Origin of the sequence: Comamonas sp. Tr-654, from assembly GCF_011752915.1 — a bacterium.
Lineage (GTDB): Bacteria > Pseudomonadota > Gammaproteobacteria > Burkholderiales > Burkholderiaceae_C > Comamonas.
This window is the reverse complement of record NZ_VWWQ01000002.1, coordinates 65,395-82,363: the sequence shown is the minus strand read 5'-3', so window position 1 is coordinate 82,363 and position 16,969 is coordinate 65,395. Positions and strand designations below refer to the sequence as shown.

General features: G+C 62.1%; 16 protein-coding genes. 5 read left to right on the top strand and 11 right to left on the bottom strand.

Annotated elements, in window-relative coordinates; all coding sequences use genetic code 11:
• Positions 1–11 precede the first annotated feature (11 nt).
• The 5 genes from F3J24_RS06035 to F3J24_RS06015 form a co-directional block, all read right to left on the bottom strand.
• Positions 12–548 carry a TadE/TadG family type IV pilus assembly protein gene (locus F3J24_RS06035; RefSeq protein WP_167003642.1) on the bottom strand — a complete coding sequence of 179 codons (537 nt, stop codon included), beginning with the start codon at positions 546–548 and terminating at the stop codon, positions 12–14.
• A 20-nt stretch (positions 549–568) separates the two neighbouring features.
• Entirely contained in the window at positions 569–1,039 is a 471-nt protein-coding gene (locus F3J24_RS06030; protein WP_167003640.1) for a prepilin peptidase, read from the bottom strand.
• Positions 1,036–1,215: a Flp family type IVb pilin gene (locus F3J24_RS06025; RefSeq protein ID WP_167003638.1), complete on the bottom strand. Its 180-nt coding sequence runs from the start codon at positions 1,213–1,215 to the stop codon at positions 1,036–1,038. Before F3J24_RS06025 ends, F3J24_RS06030 begins: the two co-directional genes overlap by 4 nt.
• Before the next feature lie 418 nt (positions 1,216–1,633).
• Positions 1,634–1,948, bottom strand: a complete 315-nt coding sequence (locus F3J24_RS06020; RefSeq protein WP_003060697.1) for a helix-turn-helix domain-containing protein — start codon at positions 1,946–1,948, stop codon at positions 1,634–1,636.
• Positions 1,949–2,138: 190 nt separating this feature from the next.
• Complete coding sequence (locus F3J24_RS06015; RefSeq protein ID WP_029158538.1) at positions 2,139–2,936, bottom strand: YecA family protein; 798 nt, start codon at positions 2,934–2,936, stop codon at positions 2,139–2,141.
• Between the two features lie 195 nt (positions 2,937–3,131).
• On the opposite strand from F3J24_RS06015, the gene F3J24_RS06010 reads away from it, so the two are divergent.
• Together F3J24_RS06010 and F3J24_RS06005 are read left to right on the top strand one after the other, a co-directional pair.
• A complete protein-coding gene (locus F3J24_RS06010) occupies positions 3,132–4,880 on the top strand; it encodes an FMN-binding glutamate synthase family protein (RefSeq protein WP_167003636.1) in 1,749 nt (582 codons plus the stop codon).
• A 68-nt stretch (positions 4,881–4,948) separates the two neighbouring features.
• Positions 4,949–5,767: an RIO1 family regulatory kinase/ATPase gene (locus tag F3J24_RS06005; RefSeq protein ID WP_167003634.1), complete on the top strand. Its 819-nt coding sequence runs from the start codon at positions 4,949–4,951 to the stop codon at positions 5,765–5,767.
• Positions 5,768–5,882: 115 nt separating this feature from the next.
• Here the strand turns inward: F3J24_RS06005 and F3J24_RS06000 are convergent, their stop codons facing one another.
• Positions 5,883–7,199 carry a dicarboxylate/amino acid:cation symporter gene (locus tag F3J24_RS06000; RefSeq protein ID WP_167003632.1) on the bottom strand — a complete coding sequence of 439 codons (1,317 nt, stop codon included), beginning with the start codon at positions 7,197–7,199 and terminating at the stop codon, positions 5,883–5,885.
• Positions 7,200–7,414: 215 nt separating this feature from the next.
• On the opposite strand from F3J24_RS06000, the gene F3J24_RS05995 reads away from it, so the two are divergent.
• Both F3J24_RS05995 and F3J24_RS05990 read left to right on the top strand, forming a co-directional pair.
• Positions 7,415–10,078: a PAS-domain containing protein gene (locus F3J24_RS05995; protein WP_167003630.1), complete on the top strand. Its 2,664-nt coding sequence runs from the start codon at positions 7,415–7,417 to the stop codon at positions 10,076–10,078.
• A 178-nt stretch (positions 10,079–10,256) separates the two neighbouring features.
• The gene (locus tag F3J24_RS05990; RefSeq protein WP_167003628.1) at positions 10,257–10,793 is read left to right on the top strand and encodes a DUF2867 domain-containing protein; all 537 of its coding nucleotides are present in this window, start codon (positions 10,257–10,259) and stop codon (positions 10,791–10,793) included.
• A gap of 125 nt (positions 10,794–10,918) precedes the next feature.
• On the opposite strand, the gene F3J24_RS05985 is transcribed toward F3J24_RS05990, so the two are convergent.
• The 5 genes from F3J24_RS05985 to F3J24_RS05965 form a co-directional block, all read right to left on the bottom strand.
• On the bottom strand, positions 10,919–11,557 hold the full coding sequence (locus F3J24_RS05985) for a response regulator transcription factor (RefSeq protein ID WP_167003626.1): 639 nt from the start codon (positions 11,555–11,557) through the stop codon (positions 10,919–10,921).
• A gap of 107 nt (positions 11,558–11,664) precedes the next feature.
• The gene (locus F3J24_RS05980) at positions 11,665–12,639 is read right to left on the bottom strand and encodes a tripartite tricarboxylate transporter substrate binding protein (protein ID WP_205244643.1); all 975 of its coding nucleotides are present in this window, start codon (positions 12,637–12,639) and stop codon (positions 11,665–11,667) included.
• Positions 12,640–12,735: 96 nt separating this feature from the next.
• The gene (locus F3J24_RS05975) at positions 12,736–13,002 is read right to left on the bottom strand and encodes a DUF2783 domain-containing protein (RefSeq protein ID WP_167003624.1); all 267 of its coding nucleotides are present in this window, start codon (positions 13,000–13,002) and stop codon (positions 12,736–12,738) included.
• A gap of 116 nt (positions 13,003–13,118) precedes the next feature.
• A complete protein-coding gene (locus F3J24_RS05970; protein ID WP_167003622.1) occupies positions 13,119–14,789 on the bottom strand; it encodes an FAD-dependent oxidoreductase in 1,671 nt (556 codons plus the stop codon).
• Positions 14,790–15,043: 254 nt separating this feature from the next.
• Positions 15,044–16,000: an MBL fold metallo-hydrolase gene (locus tag F3J24_RS05965; RefSeq protein ID WP_167003620.1), complete on the bottom strand. Its 957-nt coding sequence runs from the start codon at positions 15,998–16,000 to the stop codon at positions 15,044–15,046.
• Between the two features lie 147 nt (positions 16,001–16,147).
• Here F3J24_RS05965 and F3J24_RS05960 point away from each other — a divergent pair, with 147 nt between their 5' ends.
• Complete coding sequence (locus F3J24_RS05960; protein WP_167003618.1) at positions 16,148–16,969, top strand: IclR family transcriptional regulator; 822 nt, start codon at positions 16,148–16,150, stop codon at positions 16,967–16,969.

Genomic DNA, 16,969 nt, shown 5'->3' with positions numbered 1-16,969 from the left:
CTTTATCGTTTTCAGTCAATCAAGCTTATTTGTGCGACAGCTCTCCCCCGCAAGAGATTGGGAGTGGGCAAGCTCAACACAGGCCCCAGCAACCTTGGGATCAGCGGCGCAGAGGCATAGTTGTAGTTCACCTGCATGGTCACGCAGTTCACCAAGCTGGCATCGTTGGAGGCAGTGAAAGATGCTGAGCCTGTACCACAGAGACCAGGCGTGGCATGCAAGCCCGCAGCATCGCTGACACCCGCGCTGCAGCCCGCAGAACCCAAGCCTGCACCCATTCTGGAAAGCCAATCCGTCGCCAAGGCCGCAGTGGCACAGGCTGCAGTCAAACGTGCCTGCAACTGGGCGGTCTTGGTCATCGCGGCGCCCGTGGGAGCGGAGGGATATCGCACTGCGGCTCTTGCCCCTTCGGCGGCTGCCAAGGTCAAGGTCTGCTGTGCGGCAAAAATCAGGCCATAGGTGATGATGGCGTAGAAGATCAGAAAGAAGATGGGAAAGAGAATGGCAAATTCAATGGCTGCTGCACCTTGCTGTCTTTTGAATTGCATGATCCCCTCCTTTCCTCTTGCTATTTATTCAGCATCAGAACAATCACTGTTGCCATGGAGAGATAGGTCACATATGGAATGAACCGTCTCTTGTTTTTTTGAGTACCGTCGTTCCAATCTATAGCTGCAGAGAAAAAATACTTCAAATGACTTCGAACAATGAATCCATGAGCCACCGCAAAACCGCAACTCAACGCCCAGACAAGCAATAACAATTCCCAACCCAGCCAAGCACCAAGTGCTACCGCGAACTTCACATCTCCGGCAGCCATCATCCCAAAGAAATAAAACACCAAGAGAACTGAAAATGCAAAAAAACAACCAAGAAAAGCACCCTCAACAGAAATCTTAACGGGGCTTGCTTCAGGAAAAAGGAAAGCAGTAATAAATGCCAACCCTAATCCTGAAACAGATAAATAATTGAAACATTTTCTATATCTGGCATCACAGACTGCCGAAATGCACAGCCATGCCAGAAATAACATGCTCATGTTGCGGCTGTTCCTCCGATCGCAGTAAGAATATTATTCAAGAGCGTTCTAATCTGAGTTCCAAGGCCGGTAACAGCACCCACAATGACAGCGGCAATCAACCCCGCGATCAGGCCGTACTCAATCGCCGTTGCACCTTCTTCATCACGCCAGAATTTGATGATTTGGTCTTTCATGACTAGCTCCTTCAACAATCAGGTTTGTAGATCGCTGTGGCTGTTTTCGACCACCGCGGAGTCCATCTTACGAAGCAAGAAACATCTTGAAATATTTGAAATAGCTATCAACAAATACGCAGCATAGCCCTCAGCAATTTCAATCCTCGGGTAAGCAAGCACTCCCGCACCAAAAAATCCAATAAAAACAATCACTTCACAGGACGGAAGAGATCATCTGTAATTTTTCTGACGAATCCCTCACGTGTGGCTTCCGGTTCAATCTACGCAATCTTCATTCATTTCCTACAGGCTATTGGATTTCATCCTACATTTAATAATCGGGTTAACCCTTGTTCTTAAATGAAAAAACAAAAAGGCCTGTGGTTATCAGGCCTTTTTGAAACAAAAGAGATCGCTCAATACAGCGACTCGGAAATCACTGCAGAGCTTTAATCAGTTTGAGAGCGATATCCTGCAGCGGTGGCTGCAGTTTTCTATAGCAGTCGAGCAAGCGCTGTTCATCGTTGGGAAGCGACAGGGTTTCAGAATGCAGACCGGCCATCAACTCCAGTGCCGTGGTCTGCAGGGCGATAGCCAGTCTTGCCAGGGTGTCATTCTTGAGAGTGCGAATGGCTCCCGACTCGATCTGCGAAATGGCGGATGCAGTGACATCCGCCATCTGCGCCAGCCGTCCTTGACTCAAACCCAGCGCTTGTCGCCTGGCCCGTATGCGCTCACCTAAATGCGTCATCTATCCCACTAACTCACACTACACGCCAATGGCTGCGCAAATATCACGCAGCCTTTGTGTTTGGGCCCCACAACCGAGACGCTTTATAGAAAGCCTCTTCATCGCAGCAGCGACCAAGCCGGAGCAGCCAGCAAGCCGCCCTGCAGGGGACGCTGCGGCCCTGCAAAGGGCCTTCAGGGGGACGCTCTGGTCAAGCCCCGTGGCATTTCTTGAACTTCTTGCCGCTACCGCAGGGGCAAGGGTCGTTACGGCCGGGCTGCTCGCCCTTGACGATGGTTTCCTGGCGTGGACCCATGCTCTTCCACAGACGGTACAGGTCGTACACGGCCCAGATGGCTTCGCCAAAGGCATCCACACGCTCCTGGCTGGTCGAGGCAGGGCCTGCTTCGTCATACAGGTTCAGAGCCGGCTCGTCCGTGTCGTCTTCGGTCAGGTTGACGATGAACTCCATGGCCGCGTCCAGCAACTGGGCCGCGTCCTTGTCGCGGGGTGCCGCCCATTCATCGGCCCAGTTTTCCACCACGAACATAAAGCCCAGCGCCCAGACCTGCGAGAACGACGGCACTTCTTCGCCGGCCAGTTCGGCCTGTTCGGCTTCGGGGAGGATGGCGATGGCGCCACGCGTGTCCAGAGCCTCGGGCTGGAAGGCCGCGTCATCGGCCAGCGACTTGATGTCGGCATCCAGCTGCTCGCGCACTTCGGCCAGGCGCAGCTCGAACAGCTCCATGAAACGAGCCTGCTGGGCCTCGTCCTTGAAGGCTTCCAGCTTGGGCAGCGGCTGGCCTTCGGCCACTTGCAGGGCTTCGCCATCGCCCAGGAGCATGGGCATGTATTCGGCGGCGGCGATGGGGCGACGTGTGCAGACCAGAGCGGTCAGGAAACCGTCACAGAATTCCCACTGGGGAATTTCGTCGCCACGGGTGCGCAGCTCGTCGAGCAGCGCGTCCAGCTCTTCGAGCTGATCATTGCTCAGTGCGCCCTCGGGCATGTCGGCGAGGGCCGCGTCTTCTGCTGCGGAGTTAGGTGCTTGTTCTTGCATAGGGAAAGGCTTTTATGATGGCCCGGAACCATTTCATCACTATCGAAGTGCAGGGCCGGGCGATGGATCAAGGGGAGAAAGCATCCAGGACGGATGCCCCCGTACAGGCTGAATTTTAGCGGGCCGCCATCAACACACCCTGCCATGGGAGTATCTGCAGTGCATCGCTTCTTCAATAGTCTGCCCCTGCGCTATGGCGCCCTCTTCATTTCTGCGCTCGTGCTGGCGATCTCGCTGTACACGCTGACGACGGCAGGCAAGGGGCTTGGGTGGCTGATTGCGTCGACCCTGCTGGTGCTGCTGGGCATCTGGGACCTGCTGCAGAAACAGCATGCCATCTTGCGCAACTACCCCGTCATGGGCCATTTGCGCTTCATCTTCGAATTCATACGCCCCGAGATTCGCCAGTACTTCATCGAAGGCGATACCGAGGCCCAGCCTTTCTCTCGAGCCCAGCGCTCGCTGGTCTATCAGCGCGCCAAGGGCCAGGTCGACAACCGGCCATTCGGCACCCAGCTCGATGTCAGTCAGCAGGGCTATGAGTGGGTCAACCATTCCCTGCAACCCACCAAGCTCAGCTCGCATGACTTTCGTCTCTGGATTGGCGGCACGCAGGAGCAACCGGCCGAAGGGGTTGACCCCTGCACCCGCCCCTATCACGCCAGCGTCTTCAACATCTCTGCCATGAGCTTTGGCGCGCTATCGGGCAATGCCATCCAGGCGCTCAACCAGGGAGCAAAGATGGGCGGCTTCATCCACGATACGGGAGAAGGCTCGATCAGCCAGTACCACCGCATGCATGGCGGCGATCTGATCTGGGAAGTGGCTTCGGGCTATTTCGGCTGCCGCAATGCGGACGGCACGTTCAGCGAAGAGAAATTCATCGCCAACGCCACCGATCCGCAAGTCAAGATGATCGAGGTCAAGCTCAGCCAGGGCGCCAAGCCCGGTCATGGCGGCATGCTTCCCGGCGCCAAGGTCACTCCCGAAATTGCAGCAGCACGCGGTATACCGATTGGCGTGGACTGCATCTCACCGTCCAGCCACAGCGCATTTTCCACCCCTGTGGAGCTGATGCAGTTCATCGCCAGGCTGCGTCGTCTTTCCGGCGGCAAGCCCACGGGCTTCAAGTTCTGCGTCGGTCATCCCTGGGAATGGTTTGCCATGGTCAAGGCCATGCTGGAAACCAATATCACGCCCGACTTCATTGTTGTCGACGGGGCCGAAGGCGGAACGGGTGCAGCCCCTGTGGAGTTTGTCGACCATGTGGGTGTGCCGCTGCAGGAAGGCTTGCTGCTGGTGCACAACACCCTGCTGGGCGTGAACCTGCGCCAGCGCATCAAGATCGGCGCGGCCGGCAAGGTCATCACCGCCTTCGACATTGCCCGCATGATGGCCCTGGGTGCCGACTGGTGCAATTCGGGGCGCGGCTTCATGATGGCGCTGGGCTGTATCCAGGCCCAGAGCTGCCACACCGGCACCTGCCCCACGGGCGTCACCACGCAAGATGCCGTGCGCCAGCAGGCGCTGGTCGTGCCCGACAAGGCCACGCGCGTCGCCAACTTTCACCGCAACACTCTGCATGCGCTGCAGGAGCTGGTGCAGGCCGCCGGTCTCAGGCATCCCAACGAGATCACGGCCCACCATATCGTGCGCCGGCTGGACGACACCCAGGTCAGCCTGCTGTCCAACCTGATACTGCGCGTGGAGCCAGGCTGCCTGCTCAAGAGCCTGGAGCGCCAGCACAAGGTCTTCCAGAACTACTGGCCGCTGGCCACGGCCCAGAGCTTTCAGCCTCTGCATGAGCCTGTGTTGCGCCCATCTGCTGCGGGCAGTGCCGACAACGCGGCACAATCGCAAGCTTTTCCCCAGCGCAGCGGCATCTGGACCTGAGAAGCCAGAGCCCCGCGCCCGACAGACCCCACGCCGTGCCATCTCAGGATATTTCCGCCCCAGAGCAGATGCCCTCTGCGCAGAACGCCATCGATTACCAGGCATTCCTGCGCGAGCATCTGGACCAGCCTCACAGCATCATGCGCTATGAACTGGCGCATGAAACCCTTTGGGTCAAGCGCGCCAACAAGGGCAACCCGGCCCTCAACTACTGGCTGCTGAGCACGCTGGCCAAGCTGTTCAGAGCCTCCGTGCTGCAGCCCGTGCCCAACCCCGGCGGACCCGAATCCCTGCAAACCGAGGTGCGCCGCCTGCGCAGTTTCAAGGCCAAGGGGCTGCGCGTACCTCAGGTGCTGGCTACGACCGATCAGGCCTTTGTGATGCGTCACCTGGGGCGCCCGGGTGAAGAGGCTCCATCGCTGAGCAATGCCATCGAAGAAGCGATTGCTCGGGGCGCACAGCCCACGCTGGAGCTCTGGCTAAAAGGCCTGGAGGCCATACAGCAGGCACATGCCCGCGGCGAGGTGCTGAGCCAGGCCGTGGCGCGCAATATGGTGGTCTGCGCCGACGGCGTCATAGGCTTCATCGACTTTGAAGACGACCCTGCGGCCCATTTGCCGCAAGCCGTCTGCATGGCGCGCGATGCGCTCAACTACGCCCAGTCCACGGCGCTGTTTCTGCAACAGGCAGGTGCGCTGGAGCCGGCCCGCGAGGCCTGGCAGCAGTTTGTGCAGCAACTTCCCGCCGAGACCCGCCAGGTGCTGGAGCGCACCGTCAACAAACTGAGCTGGGTGCGCTTTCTGCCCCGCAGCAAGCGCCTGGGGCGCGACACCTTGCGCGTGCTGGCTGCCCATGACTTGCTGACAGCGACCTCGCTCTCCCCTTGAATGCCATAAGAGCGATAGCTACCAGCACCTTCCCCGGCCGAGCCTAAAGTCTGAAACCCATGAAAAAAGCCCCGACCTGATGGTCGAGGCTTTTTGGCATGAGGCCTGTGCTCTCTCAGGCGTGAGCGGACACCGCCTCGTTTTCTTCCTTGCCAGCCAGCGCCGCATCCAGCTTTTCGTGATCCAGCGCGTTTTCCCACTTGGAAACCACCACGGTGGCGACGGCGTTACCGATGAAGTTGGTCAGGGAACGGCATTCGGACATGAAGCGGTCCACACCCAGAATCAGTGCCATGCCGGCCACGGGCACCTCGGGCACCACGGCCAGGGTGGCTGCCAGCGTGATGAAGCCAGCACCCGTCACGCCCGCCGCGCCCTTGGACGACAGCATGGCAACCAGCAACAGCGCGATCTGGTGGCCCAGGGTCAGATGCGTATCGGTCGCCTGGGCAATGAACAGCGCAGCCAGCGTCATGTAGATATTGGTGCCGTCCAGGTTGAAGGAGTAGCCGGTAGGCACGACCAGACCGACGACGGACTTGCTGCAGCCGGCCTTTTCCATCTTGTGCATCAGCGAAGGCAGTGCCGACTCGGAAGACGATGTACCCAGAACCAGCAGCAGTTCGTCCTTGAGGTACTTGATCAGCTTGAGCACAGAGAAGCCGCAAAAGCGCGCCACTGCACCCAGGATCACCAGCACGAACAGAGCCGAGGTGATGTAGAAGGTCAGCACCAACTCGGCCAGATTGACCAGCGAGCCCAGGCCGAACTTGCCGATGGTGAAGGCCATGGCACCAAACGCGCCGATGGGGGCGAACTTCATCACGATGTTGACCAGCTTGAACACGGGCTTGGTCAGGGCTTCAAAGAAGTTCAGCACGGGCTTGCCGGCCTCGCCGACCATGGCCAGGGACACGCCGAACAGCACCGCCACCAGCAGCACCTGCAAGATGTTGTCACCCACGAACGGACTGATCAGCGTCTTGGGGATGATGTCCATGACGAAGCCGGTCAGCGTCATCTCGTGCGACTTGGCCACATAGCCCTTGACGGCTGTCTGGTCCAGATCGGCGGGGTTGATGTGCATGCCGGCACCGGGCTGCATGACATTGGCCACGATCAGGCCCACGACCAGCGCCAGTGTGGAGAAGGTCAGGAAGTACGCCATGGCCTTGCCGAACACACGACCCACGGCGCTCAGGTGCGTCATGCTGGCAATGCCTGTGACGATGGTCAGGAAGATCACCGGCGCGATGATCATCTTGATGAGCTTGATGAAGGCATCGCCAAAAGGCTTCATGGCCTCGCCATAGGCGGGTTCGAAGTGCCCCAGCAGCACGCCCACGATGATGGCGAACACCACCTGGAAGTAGAGCTGACGGTAGAACGGCAAGTGCTCGCGCGGAGCGGATTCTGTGGGCAGAGTGTGCACGCTGCATCTCCAAAATTGCGGGCGCACCACCGTGGTGCGCCGAATTGCTGCCGTTTGTACTCCCGCGCCCTTTTTGTGCCGATAACCCATTGGTATTAGGTCGAGAAGCGCTCCTAGGGAGAGCATGCACCAACTTAGGGAAATCCCTAGGCGCCAAAATCCGCACTGAACCTGCTCCAGAGCCACACTGGGCTCCTTGATCACCCGCCCTCGTCATGCGTCTTGCGCGAAACCTTGCCCGAAACCGACTGTTTTTGACCCTTGTCATCGTGCTCAGCGGCATGCTGCTGAGCATGTGGGCGGCCAGTCGCGTCGCGCTGCAGACCTCTTTGCATGATGAAAGCGAGAGCGTGCAGCGCCAGCTCACGCTCTATGCCCAGGCCATGGTGCAGCGCGTGGATCGCTACCGCACCCTGCCGGAGGTGCTTGCGCTCGATGCCGAACTCAAGAGCGCGCTCAGCCACCCACTCAGCGCCGCCGAGGTAGACAGGCTCAACCACAAGCTGGAGCAGGCCAACGGCGCCAGCCAGGCTTCCACGCTGACTCTCATCGACAAAACGGGCAAGGCCCTGGCCGCCAGCAACTGGCGCGACTCGCACAGCAACGTGGGCGAGGACTACAGCTTTCGCCCCTATGTGACCCAGGCGCTGAGCCGGGGCAGCGGCCGCTTCTACGGCATAGGCATGACCACTGGGCTGCCCGGCTACTTTCTTTCCCAGGCCATCCATGATGAAGACGGCTCGGTGCTTGGGCTCATCGCCATCAAGATCCTGTTTCAGGAACTCGAAGGCGAGTGGAGTCAGTCGCCCGACATCGTCTTCGCCTCGGACGAGCATGGCGTGGTCTTTCTCTCCAACCGCGACGAATGGCGCTACCGCCTGCTGGAGCCGCTGTCCGCCAGCGACGAGCGGGAGGTGCGGGACACACACCAATACGCAGGCCAGGCCCTGATGCCGCTCGGCTATCGCACCAGCCGCCAGCCTGCGGGCATCGGCATGCTGGCTCACTTCAGCCAGCCGCCACTGGTCGACCCCATGCTCTGGCTGCGCATGGAGCTCCCCGAAAGCCAATGGCAGCTGCACCTGCTGCACGACATCGTCCATAGCCAGACGACCAGCCACTGGGCGGCAGTGGCCGCTGGCGGCCTGTGGCTGGCCGCATCGCTGCTGGTGCTCTATATCCGCCAGCGCCAGCGCCTGGCGGCCCTGAGACAGCGCAGCCGCAAGGAACTGGAGACCGTGCTGCACCAGCATGCGCAGGAGCTGCGCACCGCACAGGACGGCATTGTCCAGGCCGCCAAGCAGGCCGACACAGGGCTTTCGCGCAGCCTGCAGCATCTGCCGCAAGGCGTGGTGGTGGTGGACCCGCAGCTGCGGCTGGTGGCCTGGAACTCACGCTATGTGGAGCTGTTCCGCTACCCGCCAGAGCTGATGCATGTGGGCCAGCCCATCGAGGCCCTGATACGCCACAACGCCCGGCGCGGCCTGCTGGGCAAGGGCAATGTGGAGCAAGCCATACAGCGCCGCCTGGAACACCTGCGCAGCGGCAGCCCCCATCTGCACGAAAGCGCCAAGGGCGACGGCACGGTGCTGGAGATCCGCGGTAACCCCTTGCCCGACGGCGGCTTTGTCACCAGTTATGCCGACATCACCAGCTACAAGAACACGGCGCGCGAGCTGCGCAATCTGGCCGATACGCTGGAAAAGCGCATTGCCGATCGCACGCGGGACCTGGCCAAGGCCAAACAGGAAGCCGAGCGCGCCAATCGCTACAAGACCCGCTTTGTCGCCTCGGCCGTGCATGACCTGCTGCAGCCGCTGAATGCGGCACGCATCTTCACCAGCCTGCTGCCCACCTATCTGCACGATGATGCGGGCCGCCAGCTGGCCCAGCGGGTGGACAAGGCCCTGGCCTCGCAGGACGCCATCCTCACCAGCCTGCTCGATATCTCGCGCATGGAATCGGGGCAGCTCGAAGTCCGTGTGCGCGATTTCGCGCTCAGCTCCTTGCTGGAAGTGGTGCACAACAATTTTGCGCTGCAGGCCGAGAACGAGGGCCTGAGTCTGCACTGCATGCCCAGCCGGCTGATCGTGCGCAGCGACGAGGCCCTGCTGCGTCGCATACTGCAGAACTTTGTCTCCAACGCCATCCGCTATACGCGCAAGGGCCGTATCGTCGTGGGCTGTCGCCGCCAGGGCGACCAGGTGCTTATCGAGGTGCATGACCAGGGGCCGGGCATTCCCCAGAGCCTGCAAAAGGAAATCTTCGAGGAATTCCGCCGCCTCGACGAAGGCCACGCCGACGACCGCGGCACCGGCCTGGGCCTGGCCATCGTGGAGCGCCTGGGCAGATTGCTGGACCATGAGATCGGCCTGCGCTCCACCCTGGGCAAGGGAAGCGTCTTCTGGGTCAAGGTGCCACTGGGCCAGGCCGCAGCATTGACACCGGTCTCCCAGGAGCCATCTCCCAGCGCTCGCGTGGACAGTCCGCTGCAGGGCGGCACGGTCTGGTATGTGGAGGACGATCCCGCCACCCGCGACGCCACCTGCGCCTTGCTGGAACGCTGGGGCTGCGATGTGCCGCTGGCCGCCAATGCCCCCGAAGCCCTGACCTATGCCGCGCCCGGCAATGCCCCGCAACTGGTGCTGCTCGATGTGCACCTGGGCCAGCTCTACGGCCCCGATGTCTACGCCCAGCTCTGCGAGCGCTGGGGCCGGCAGCCTCCCGTCATCCTGCTGACCGCAGAAGGCGACAGCACCCTGCGCCGCCAGGCAGCCGAACGCGGCTGGGGCTTTCTCGCCAAACCGGTAAGGCCGCCGGCGCTGCGAGCGCTGATGAGCCAGACATTCTTGCGCGGACGAGATGGCGGCAGCGCCTGAGAAACAAAGTCATTTCCAGCAGCGGCGCTTTCAGCGCATTGCACTCTCGCTATGACTTCAGGATAGGTGCCGGCCTGCACGCCGTGGCTGTGCAAGCCGAGCGGCGGATTCTTCGATATGCTGCTGCAGCCTCTGCGGTATTTCCGGCCCGCAGCTCACGCCACTCAGGCCAGACCGCATGCACCATCATCCCGTTGAATCCGCCGTTCCGCCCGGCAGCCGCATCGCCGAACGACTGGCCGGGGCCAGCTTTCACGACTCCTGGAGCATCGCCTCGGACGCAACCGGCCTTTCGGCGCTGGACCACTTCCTGCTCGCCGCGCGCAAAACGCCGCGCTGGATAGAAGTCTGCATGCGCGCGCGCAATCTGGCAGGTGGCCTGGTGGGGCTCAAGGATCTGGGCAGCCTGTCGGCCTTGACGCCCGGCAAGACCGCAGCCAACTACCGGTTGGGCGATCGGGTCGGCATCTTCACGGTATTCGAGAACACCTTTGATGAAGCCCTGATCGGCGACGACGACAAGCACCTGAGTGTCGTGCTCAGCATCCATCGCCAGAACGACATCGGCTCCCGTGAAGCCATCATCACCGTCACCACCGTTGTGCATGTCAAGAACACACTGGGGCGCCTCTACATGCTGCCCGTCAAACCCATGCACCGATTGATAGCGCCTGCGGTGCTGTCATCCCTGGGGGGACGCATCGGCACAGCATGAGACTGCGCTCGCGTCGATGCAGGCTCACCCCGGCTGCCGATGCCAAGGCATGCCATGCGGCAGCCCTCAAATCCTTGCCCTCAAAGCGCGGCAAGCTATCAAAAAAGCTTGAAGCGTCTGGGCAATCAGACCTCGTGATCGTTTTCCAGACTCTTGACCAACACGGCCGCCTGAGTGCGTGAATAGCATTCGAGCTTCTTGAGAATCGCCGTCACATGGACCTTGACCGTGTTCTCAGCCAGGCCCAGTTCGTGCGCGATCTGCTTGTTGAGTAGCCCGTCGGCAATGCACAGCAGCACGCGAAACTGCTGGGGCGTGAGCTGGGCCAGACGAGCGGCCAGGGCCGCATCGGCCTCCGAGCGCTCGGCCACCATGGACGGGAAGCTGATATCGCCGTTAAGCACCTCGTCAATGGCGGCACTCATATCGTCTGCAGCCGCAGACTTGGAGATAAAACCCGCCGCCCCGAACTGCTGGGCGCGGCGGATGATTCGCGGATCGTCGTTGGACGAGATGATGATCACCGGCACCTGCGCATATTCGCCACGCAGATGCAGCAACGACGAAAAGCCCCTTGCGCCGGGCATGGCCAGATCCAGCAGCACCAGCTCGATCTCGGGATGCTCCTGCATCGCTGCGCCCAGGGTCTGGGCGCTGGCCGCCTCCACAATGCGGGATTGCGGGAAGCGGTCGTGCAGCACCTGGATCAACGCTGCGCGAAACAGCGGATGATCGTCGGCAACGAGAAGAGTGGGCTCGGACATGGGCCGCAGTCTGCCACGGCTGGCACGGCGCTGCATCTGCAAAAACGCATATCCCGCAGCGCCCGTGCCTGTCCGTCATCCAGGCTCCGACTCATCGAGTCCGTATCTCAATCGAGCTTGATGTTGTTGGCCGTGATCACGCGACCCCATTTGCTGCGCTCGGTGCTCACGAATTTCTCCATCTGCTCGGAGCTGCCGGGCATGGGTTCGACCCCCATGGCTGCCAGACGGGCTTTGGTTCGCGTGTCGGCCAGTGCAAACTGCAGCGACTGGCTGAACTTCTTGACCACCTCGGCCGAGCTGCCCTTGGGCACGACGATGCCCTGCCAGGCATAGCCCTCGAAGCCCTTGAGGCCTTGCTCCTGCAAGGTGGCAACCTTGGGCAGCACATCGATGCGGGCCGGGCTGGCCACGCCTATGGCCTTGAGCTTTTTCTCGCCTAGGAAGGGAACAATGGTGGCGCTGTCGGCCCACATGGCGGGAATCTGGCCGCCGATCACATCCTGCACTGCGGGCGCGGCACCGCGGTAGGGAACATGGGTCATATTGCCCAGGCCCACTTCTTCGCGGAACAATTCCCCGACCAGGTGATGGGGGCTGCCCAGTCCGGCCGAGCCCCAGCTCACGCCAGCCTTCTGCTGCTTGGCCCAGGCGACAAACTCGGTCAGATTGCTGACCGGCACATCGTTGTTGACAACCAGCAGCATGGGAAAGCGCACCAGCATGCCCACGGGCTTGAAGTCCTTCTCGGCGTTGTAGTTGAGCTTGCGGAACAGAAACGGGTTGGCCGCCAGCGTGGCGAAGTCGGCCGTGAACATCAGGTTGCCATAGTCATGCGAGCGCGCGCTGTACTCGGCCGCGATATTGGTGCCGGCACCGGGCTTGTTATTGATGACGATGGGCCGCTCCAGATTGCGGCCCATGGATTCCGCAATCACGCGGGCCACCACGTCGGAGCCCCCGCCTGCGGCGTAGCCGATGACCCATTCCAGTGGCTTTTCCTGGGCCATGGCGGCCGGCCCTGCAGCCCAGGCCAACGTCGAGCAGGCCAGTGCGGCCAGAAACTGTTTGCGTTGCATCATCCTTGTCTCCTTGATTCATGGCCCCTGGAATAGATTTTGGTGACGGGGCCTTTAGGGGATGGCGCAGCTGCCGCCAGAGCGGCGGCGCGCTGCTTCTCAAGCGACAGCGTGTACCGGGGCAACCGGCGTCACGGCACCGCGCTCGGCCGGGTCTGCGCTGGCAGGAGCGAATCCTGCGCTGGCACGGGCCAGTTCGAGCGCATGCAGCAAGGTCTCCTGATGGCCAATGTGATTGGCCAGCAGCAGCACCAGGCGAGCATTGAGGGCGTGGCTTTGCGCCGTTTCCAGGCCCTGATGCGTGGCGATCAGGGCTTCATAGAAATCGTCGCAGGCCTGCAGGTTCGGGAGGGTGGACAGCAGCATGGCAGTCTCCTGAAAAAAGGGAAATCCTCTGGGTGCGAACTCCACCAGAGACAGCGAGGCTGTCGTCCCCCTCGCGAGGGGGGAAGACGTGCAGCGCCTCAGGTGGTGCCGTCATGTCAGCCGCCGGCACGCTGCAGCGCGGCACGCACGGCGGCTTCGTCGGGACAGCGCCAGCGCGCGCAGACATGCTGATCGGGGCGCAGCAGATAGCTGGTGCCGGGGCGCGCATCCAGACGCTGTGCGGCCAGACCCTGCGCATCCAGCAGATCGGCCTGGTCGGCATGCACATCGCCCTCGGCGGCTATCGAGAGATTGAGCACACCAGTCAGCTCGCGCGCCCAGGTCGGCATGGGACCGAAATGCAGCAGCGTGAAGTCAGGGCCCAGTGCGCGCAGCAGCCATGTGGTCTGGCTGTCGCCGGGGCGGCGCATGGGCGCGTCGCTGAGCACGGCGCCGGGCAGTTGCGAACCCGCGAACGCCTCGCTGTCCGGTGTGTTGAGCGGCGAGTGATGCAGCGTGGCCGGCACCGACAGACGCCCGCTGTTGACGATGCGCCGCGCAAACTCGTGCTCGCGCGCCAGCTCCAGCGCCGCATCGCGAAACAGGCGGCTGATCTCGCTCTTAGGTGTGATGAAGTCGGTGGCACGCGTGGAGTTGCAGATGTTCTCGTCGGCCGCGTATTCGCGCTCTGCGCCGTAGGTCGCGATCAGCCCAGAGTCGGCCTGGCCGCGCAGCACGCGGTCGAGCTTCCAGGCCAGGTTTTCAGCATCCTGCACACCGCTGTTGGCGCCTCGCGCGCCAAAGGGCGAGACGCCGTGCGCGCTGTCGCCTGCGAAGACCACGCGACCGTGGACAAAACGGTCCATGCGCAGGCAGGCAAAGGTGTAGACGCTGGCCCATTCAAGCTCGAAGTCCGCGTCCTTGCCCAGCAATGCGCGGATGCGCGGCAGGATGTTCTCGGGCTTTTTCTCCTCCTCGGGATCGGCCTCCCAGCCCAGCTGGAAGTCAATGCGCCAGACATCGTCGGGCTGGCGGTGCAGCAGCACGCTCTGGCCCGGATGAAACGGCGGATCGAACCAGAACCAGCGCTCGGTCGGGAAATCCGCATGCATCTTCACATCGGCAATCAGAAAGCGGTCGCGGAAGATGCGGCCATGGCTTTCCTGGCCCAGCAGTCCGCGCAAGGGCGAGCGCGAGCCGTCGCAGGCCAGCACCCACTGGGCGTCGATCCGGTAGTCGCCCTCGGGCGTTTCCACTGTCAGCTCCGCCCCATCGGCGCGCGGCGCCAGCGCCGTGACCTTGTTGTGCCAGCGCAGATCGATCAGCGGCAGCTGCAGTGCGCGTTCGACCAGATAGGCTTCGGCGTAGTACTGCTGCAGATTGATGAAGGCCGGGCGCTCGTGGCCGGCCTCGGGCAGCAGATCGAACTGGTAGAGCGACTGATCCCTGGCAAACACCTTGCCCAGATTCCAGGAGACGCCCTTGTCCACCATGGGCTGACCCACGCCCAGGCGATCCCAGATCTCAAGCGTGCGCTTGGAAAAGCAGATGGCGCGCGATCCCGTGGACAGCTTGCAATCGTTGTCGAGCACCACCACCGGCTGACCGCGCTGCGCCAGATCGATGGCCAGAGACAAGCCCACAGGCCCGGCGCCGACGACAACCACGGGGTGGCGAGCCGGCGCATCGGCATCCTGGTCCGCATGCCGCCGATAGGGAATCTGGATGGACTGGATATCGGCGGCGCTGCCGCGCAGAGCGTCAGGAGCAATGGCTGGGTTGGACATGGCGTTCATCGGTGCGCAAACCTTGAAAAGCGTGGATCTGTTTCCTGGGGCAAAAGCCGCCCCTCCGGCTCTTTGCGGCCGGATTCAAACTCTGTTCTTTTGATAGCTACTTCCGCTTGTCAGTCAAAGAATTCAATGTCTTTTCTATTTGAATTCATTGCATTCAAAGCTCAAGCAGCTCCTGTTTTAGATAGCCTCGCAGCAGACCGCCGCGCTAAGCGCAGGAGACTGCCAGCCGGGCGGCCCGGGGGCGATCAGCCTTCCAGCGCCAGCCACATCTCGCGGTCGCGCTCGGCAGTCCAGATGCGCGGGTCGGCATGGCCCGATGCCTCGTCATAGGCGCGCGTCACGTCGAAGGGCATGCAGTGGTTGAAGATCACCCAATGGCCGTATTTGGGCTGCAGCTTGGCAAAGGCTGCCTCGTAGACCTTGCGCAGGTCCTTCTTGGCATCGGCGCCGGCCTTGACCTCGGCCCACAGGTCGCTGATGAAGTTGCGCGTGCCCGCCAGGCCGGCCTGCACTTCGGCCGCATTCTGCAGCGCCGCACCGCGGCCGGGCACCAGCTTTTCGGGCTGGAGGGCGGCGATGGCGTCCAGCGTCTGCGGCCAGTCCTGGAAGTAGGCGTCGCCGGCATAGGGCGTGGCATCGAACTCAACCAGATCGCCGCTGAACAACACCTTGTCCTGGGGCAGCCAGACCACGGTATCGCCCTTGGTGTGGCCGCGCCCCAGCTGCAGGATCTGCACCTCGAGCTTGCCCAGCCACAGCGTCATCTTGCCGGTGAAGGTCATGGTCGGCCAGGTCATGCCCTCGGGCACGCTCTCGACGTTCTGGAACAGGCGCGGAAAGCGGCCGATCTCGCTGGCCTTGTCCTGCTCGCCGCGCTCGACGATGAGGTCGTAGGTGTCCTGGCTGGCAATGATGTGCTCGGCGCCGTAGGCCGAGGCACCCAGCACGCGCACCGCGTGGTAATGCGACAGCGTGACGTATTTGATGGGCTTGTCCGTGACCTCGCGGATGCGGCGGATCACGTCCTCGGCCATGACGGGCGTGGCCTGGGTATCGATGACCATCACGGCATCGTCGCCGATGATGATGCCGGTATTGGGGTCGCCTTCGGCAGTGTAGGCATAGGCATGTTCGGAGAGCTTGTCGAAGCTCACCTTCTTGACTTCGAGGTCGGCGGCGGAGGCAAAGGTCTTTGTGCTCATCGTTGCAGTCTCTTTGTTTTAAACAAATGCATTCATCTTTATCGAATTTCTGAATGCTAGATATAAATTCAACATTGCACAATTGATTTGTCATAGTGAAAAACCCTGGAGGATTTCCAACCGCCATTCCCCCGTCACAATGCCGTCATGCCTCACGCCAACACCTCTTCGACCGACGCCCGCTTGCCACTCGACTCCTGTGACGACGAGCCCACGCGCGCACCGCGCGGCATACAGAGCGTGGAGGTCGGCGGCCAGCTGCTCAAGGTGCTGGCGCGCACGGGCCGGCGCATGGCGCTCAAGGATCTGGCGCGCGAGGCCGAGATGACGGCCGCCAAGGCCCACCCCTATCTGGTGAGCTTTTGCAAGCTGGGCCTGATGGAACAGGATCGCGTCAGCGGCCACTACGGCCTGGGTCCGCTGGCCATACAGATGGGGCTGATCAGCCTGCAACAGGCCGACCCCGTGCGCATGGCGATTGCCGAGCTGCCCGCCCTCGCGCAGGAGGTGGGCTACACCGTGTCGGTGTCCATGTGGAGCGGCCAGGGACCGACCATCATCCGCGTCGAGGAAGGCCCGACCCATGTTTATGTGGCCATGCGCCACGGCACGCCGGCCTCGCTGCGCCACACGGCCACGGGCAAGATCTTCGCGGCCTTCGGTGCGCCGCAGCGGATCGCGCCGCTGCTGGCGGCCGAAGGCCACAGCCTCGAAGAGCCGGACTTCGCCCGGGAGCTGGAAATCATCCGCGCCAGCCATCTGAGCGTGGTCGAGAACCAGCTGCTGTCGGGCGTGAGCGCGCTGGCCGTACCGGTGTTCGACGGCTTCGGCCAGTTGGTGCTGGCGATTGCCGCCATCGGCCCTTCGGTCACGCTGACGCTGGACCCCGACGGTCTGCCGGCCCGCAAGCTGCAGGCCCAGGCGCGTGCGCTGTCCCAGCGCCTAGGGGCGCCGGTGGAGCTGACCTAG

Coding starts and splice junctions, on each gene's coding strand:
- F3J24_RS06035 (WP_167003642.1), bottom strand. CDS start 548: ATGCAATTCAAAAGACAGCAAGGTGCAGCAGCCATTGAATTTGCCATT.
- F3J24_RS06030 (WP_167003640.1), bottom strand. CDS start 1,039: ATGAGCATGTTATTTCTGGCATGGCTGTGCATTTCGGCAGTCTGTGAT.
- F3J24_RS06025 (WP_167003638.1), bottom strand. CDS start 1,215: ATGAAAGACCAAATCATCAAATTCTGGCGTGATGAAGAAGGTGCAACG.
- F3J24_RS06020 (WP_003060697.1), bottom strand. CDS start 1,948: ATGACGCATTTAGGTGAGCGCATACGGGCCAGGCGACAAGCGCTGGGT.
- F3J24_RS06015 (WP_029158538.1), bottom strand. CDS start 2,936: ATGCCCGAGGGCGCACTGAGCAATGATCAGCTCGAAGAGCTGGACGCG.
- F3J24_RS06010 (WP_167003636.1), top strand. CDS start 3,132: ATGGGAGTATCTGCAGTGCATCGCTTCTTCAATAGTCTGCCCCTGCGC.
- F3J24_RS06005 (WP_167003634.1), top strand. CDS start 4,949: ATGCCCTCTGCGCAGAACGCCATCGATTACCAGGCATTCCTGCGCGAG.
- F3J24_RS05995 (WP_167003630.1), top strand. CDS start 7,415: ATGCGTCTTGCGCGAAACCTTGCCCGAAACCGACTGTTTTTGACCCTT.
- F3J24_RS05990 (WP_167003628.1), top strand. CDS start 10,257: ATGCACCATCATCCCGTTGAATCCGCCGTTCCGCCCGGCAGCCGCATC.
- F3J24_RS05985 (WP_167003626.1), bottom strand. CDS start 11,557: ATGTCCGAGCCCACTCTTCTCGTTGCCGACGATCATCCGCTGTTTCGC.
- F3J24_RS05980 (WP_205244643.1), bottom strand. CDS start 12,639: ATGATGCAACGCAAACAGTTTCTGGCCGCACTGGCCTGCTCGACGTTG.
- F3J24_RS05975 (WP_167003624.1), bottom strand. CDS start 13,002: ATGCTGCTGTCCACCCTCCCGAACCTGCAGGCCTGCGACGATTTCTAT.
- F3J24_RS05970 (WP_167003622.1), bottom strand. CDS start 14,789: ATGTCCAACCCAGCCATTGCTCCTGACGCTCTGCGCGGCAGCGCCGCC.
- F3J24_RS05965 (WP_167003620.1), bottom strand. CDS start 16,000: ATGAGCACAAAGACCTTTGCCTCCGCCGCCGACCTCGAAGTCAAGAAG.
- F3J24_RS05960 (WP_167003618.1), top strand. CDS start 16,148: ATGCCTCACGCCAACACCTCTTCGACCGACGCCCGCTTGCCACTCGAC.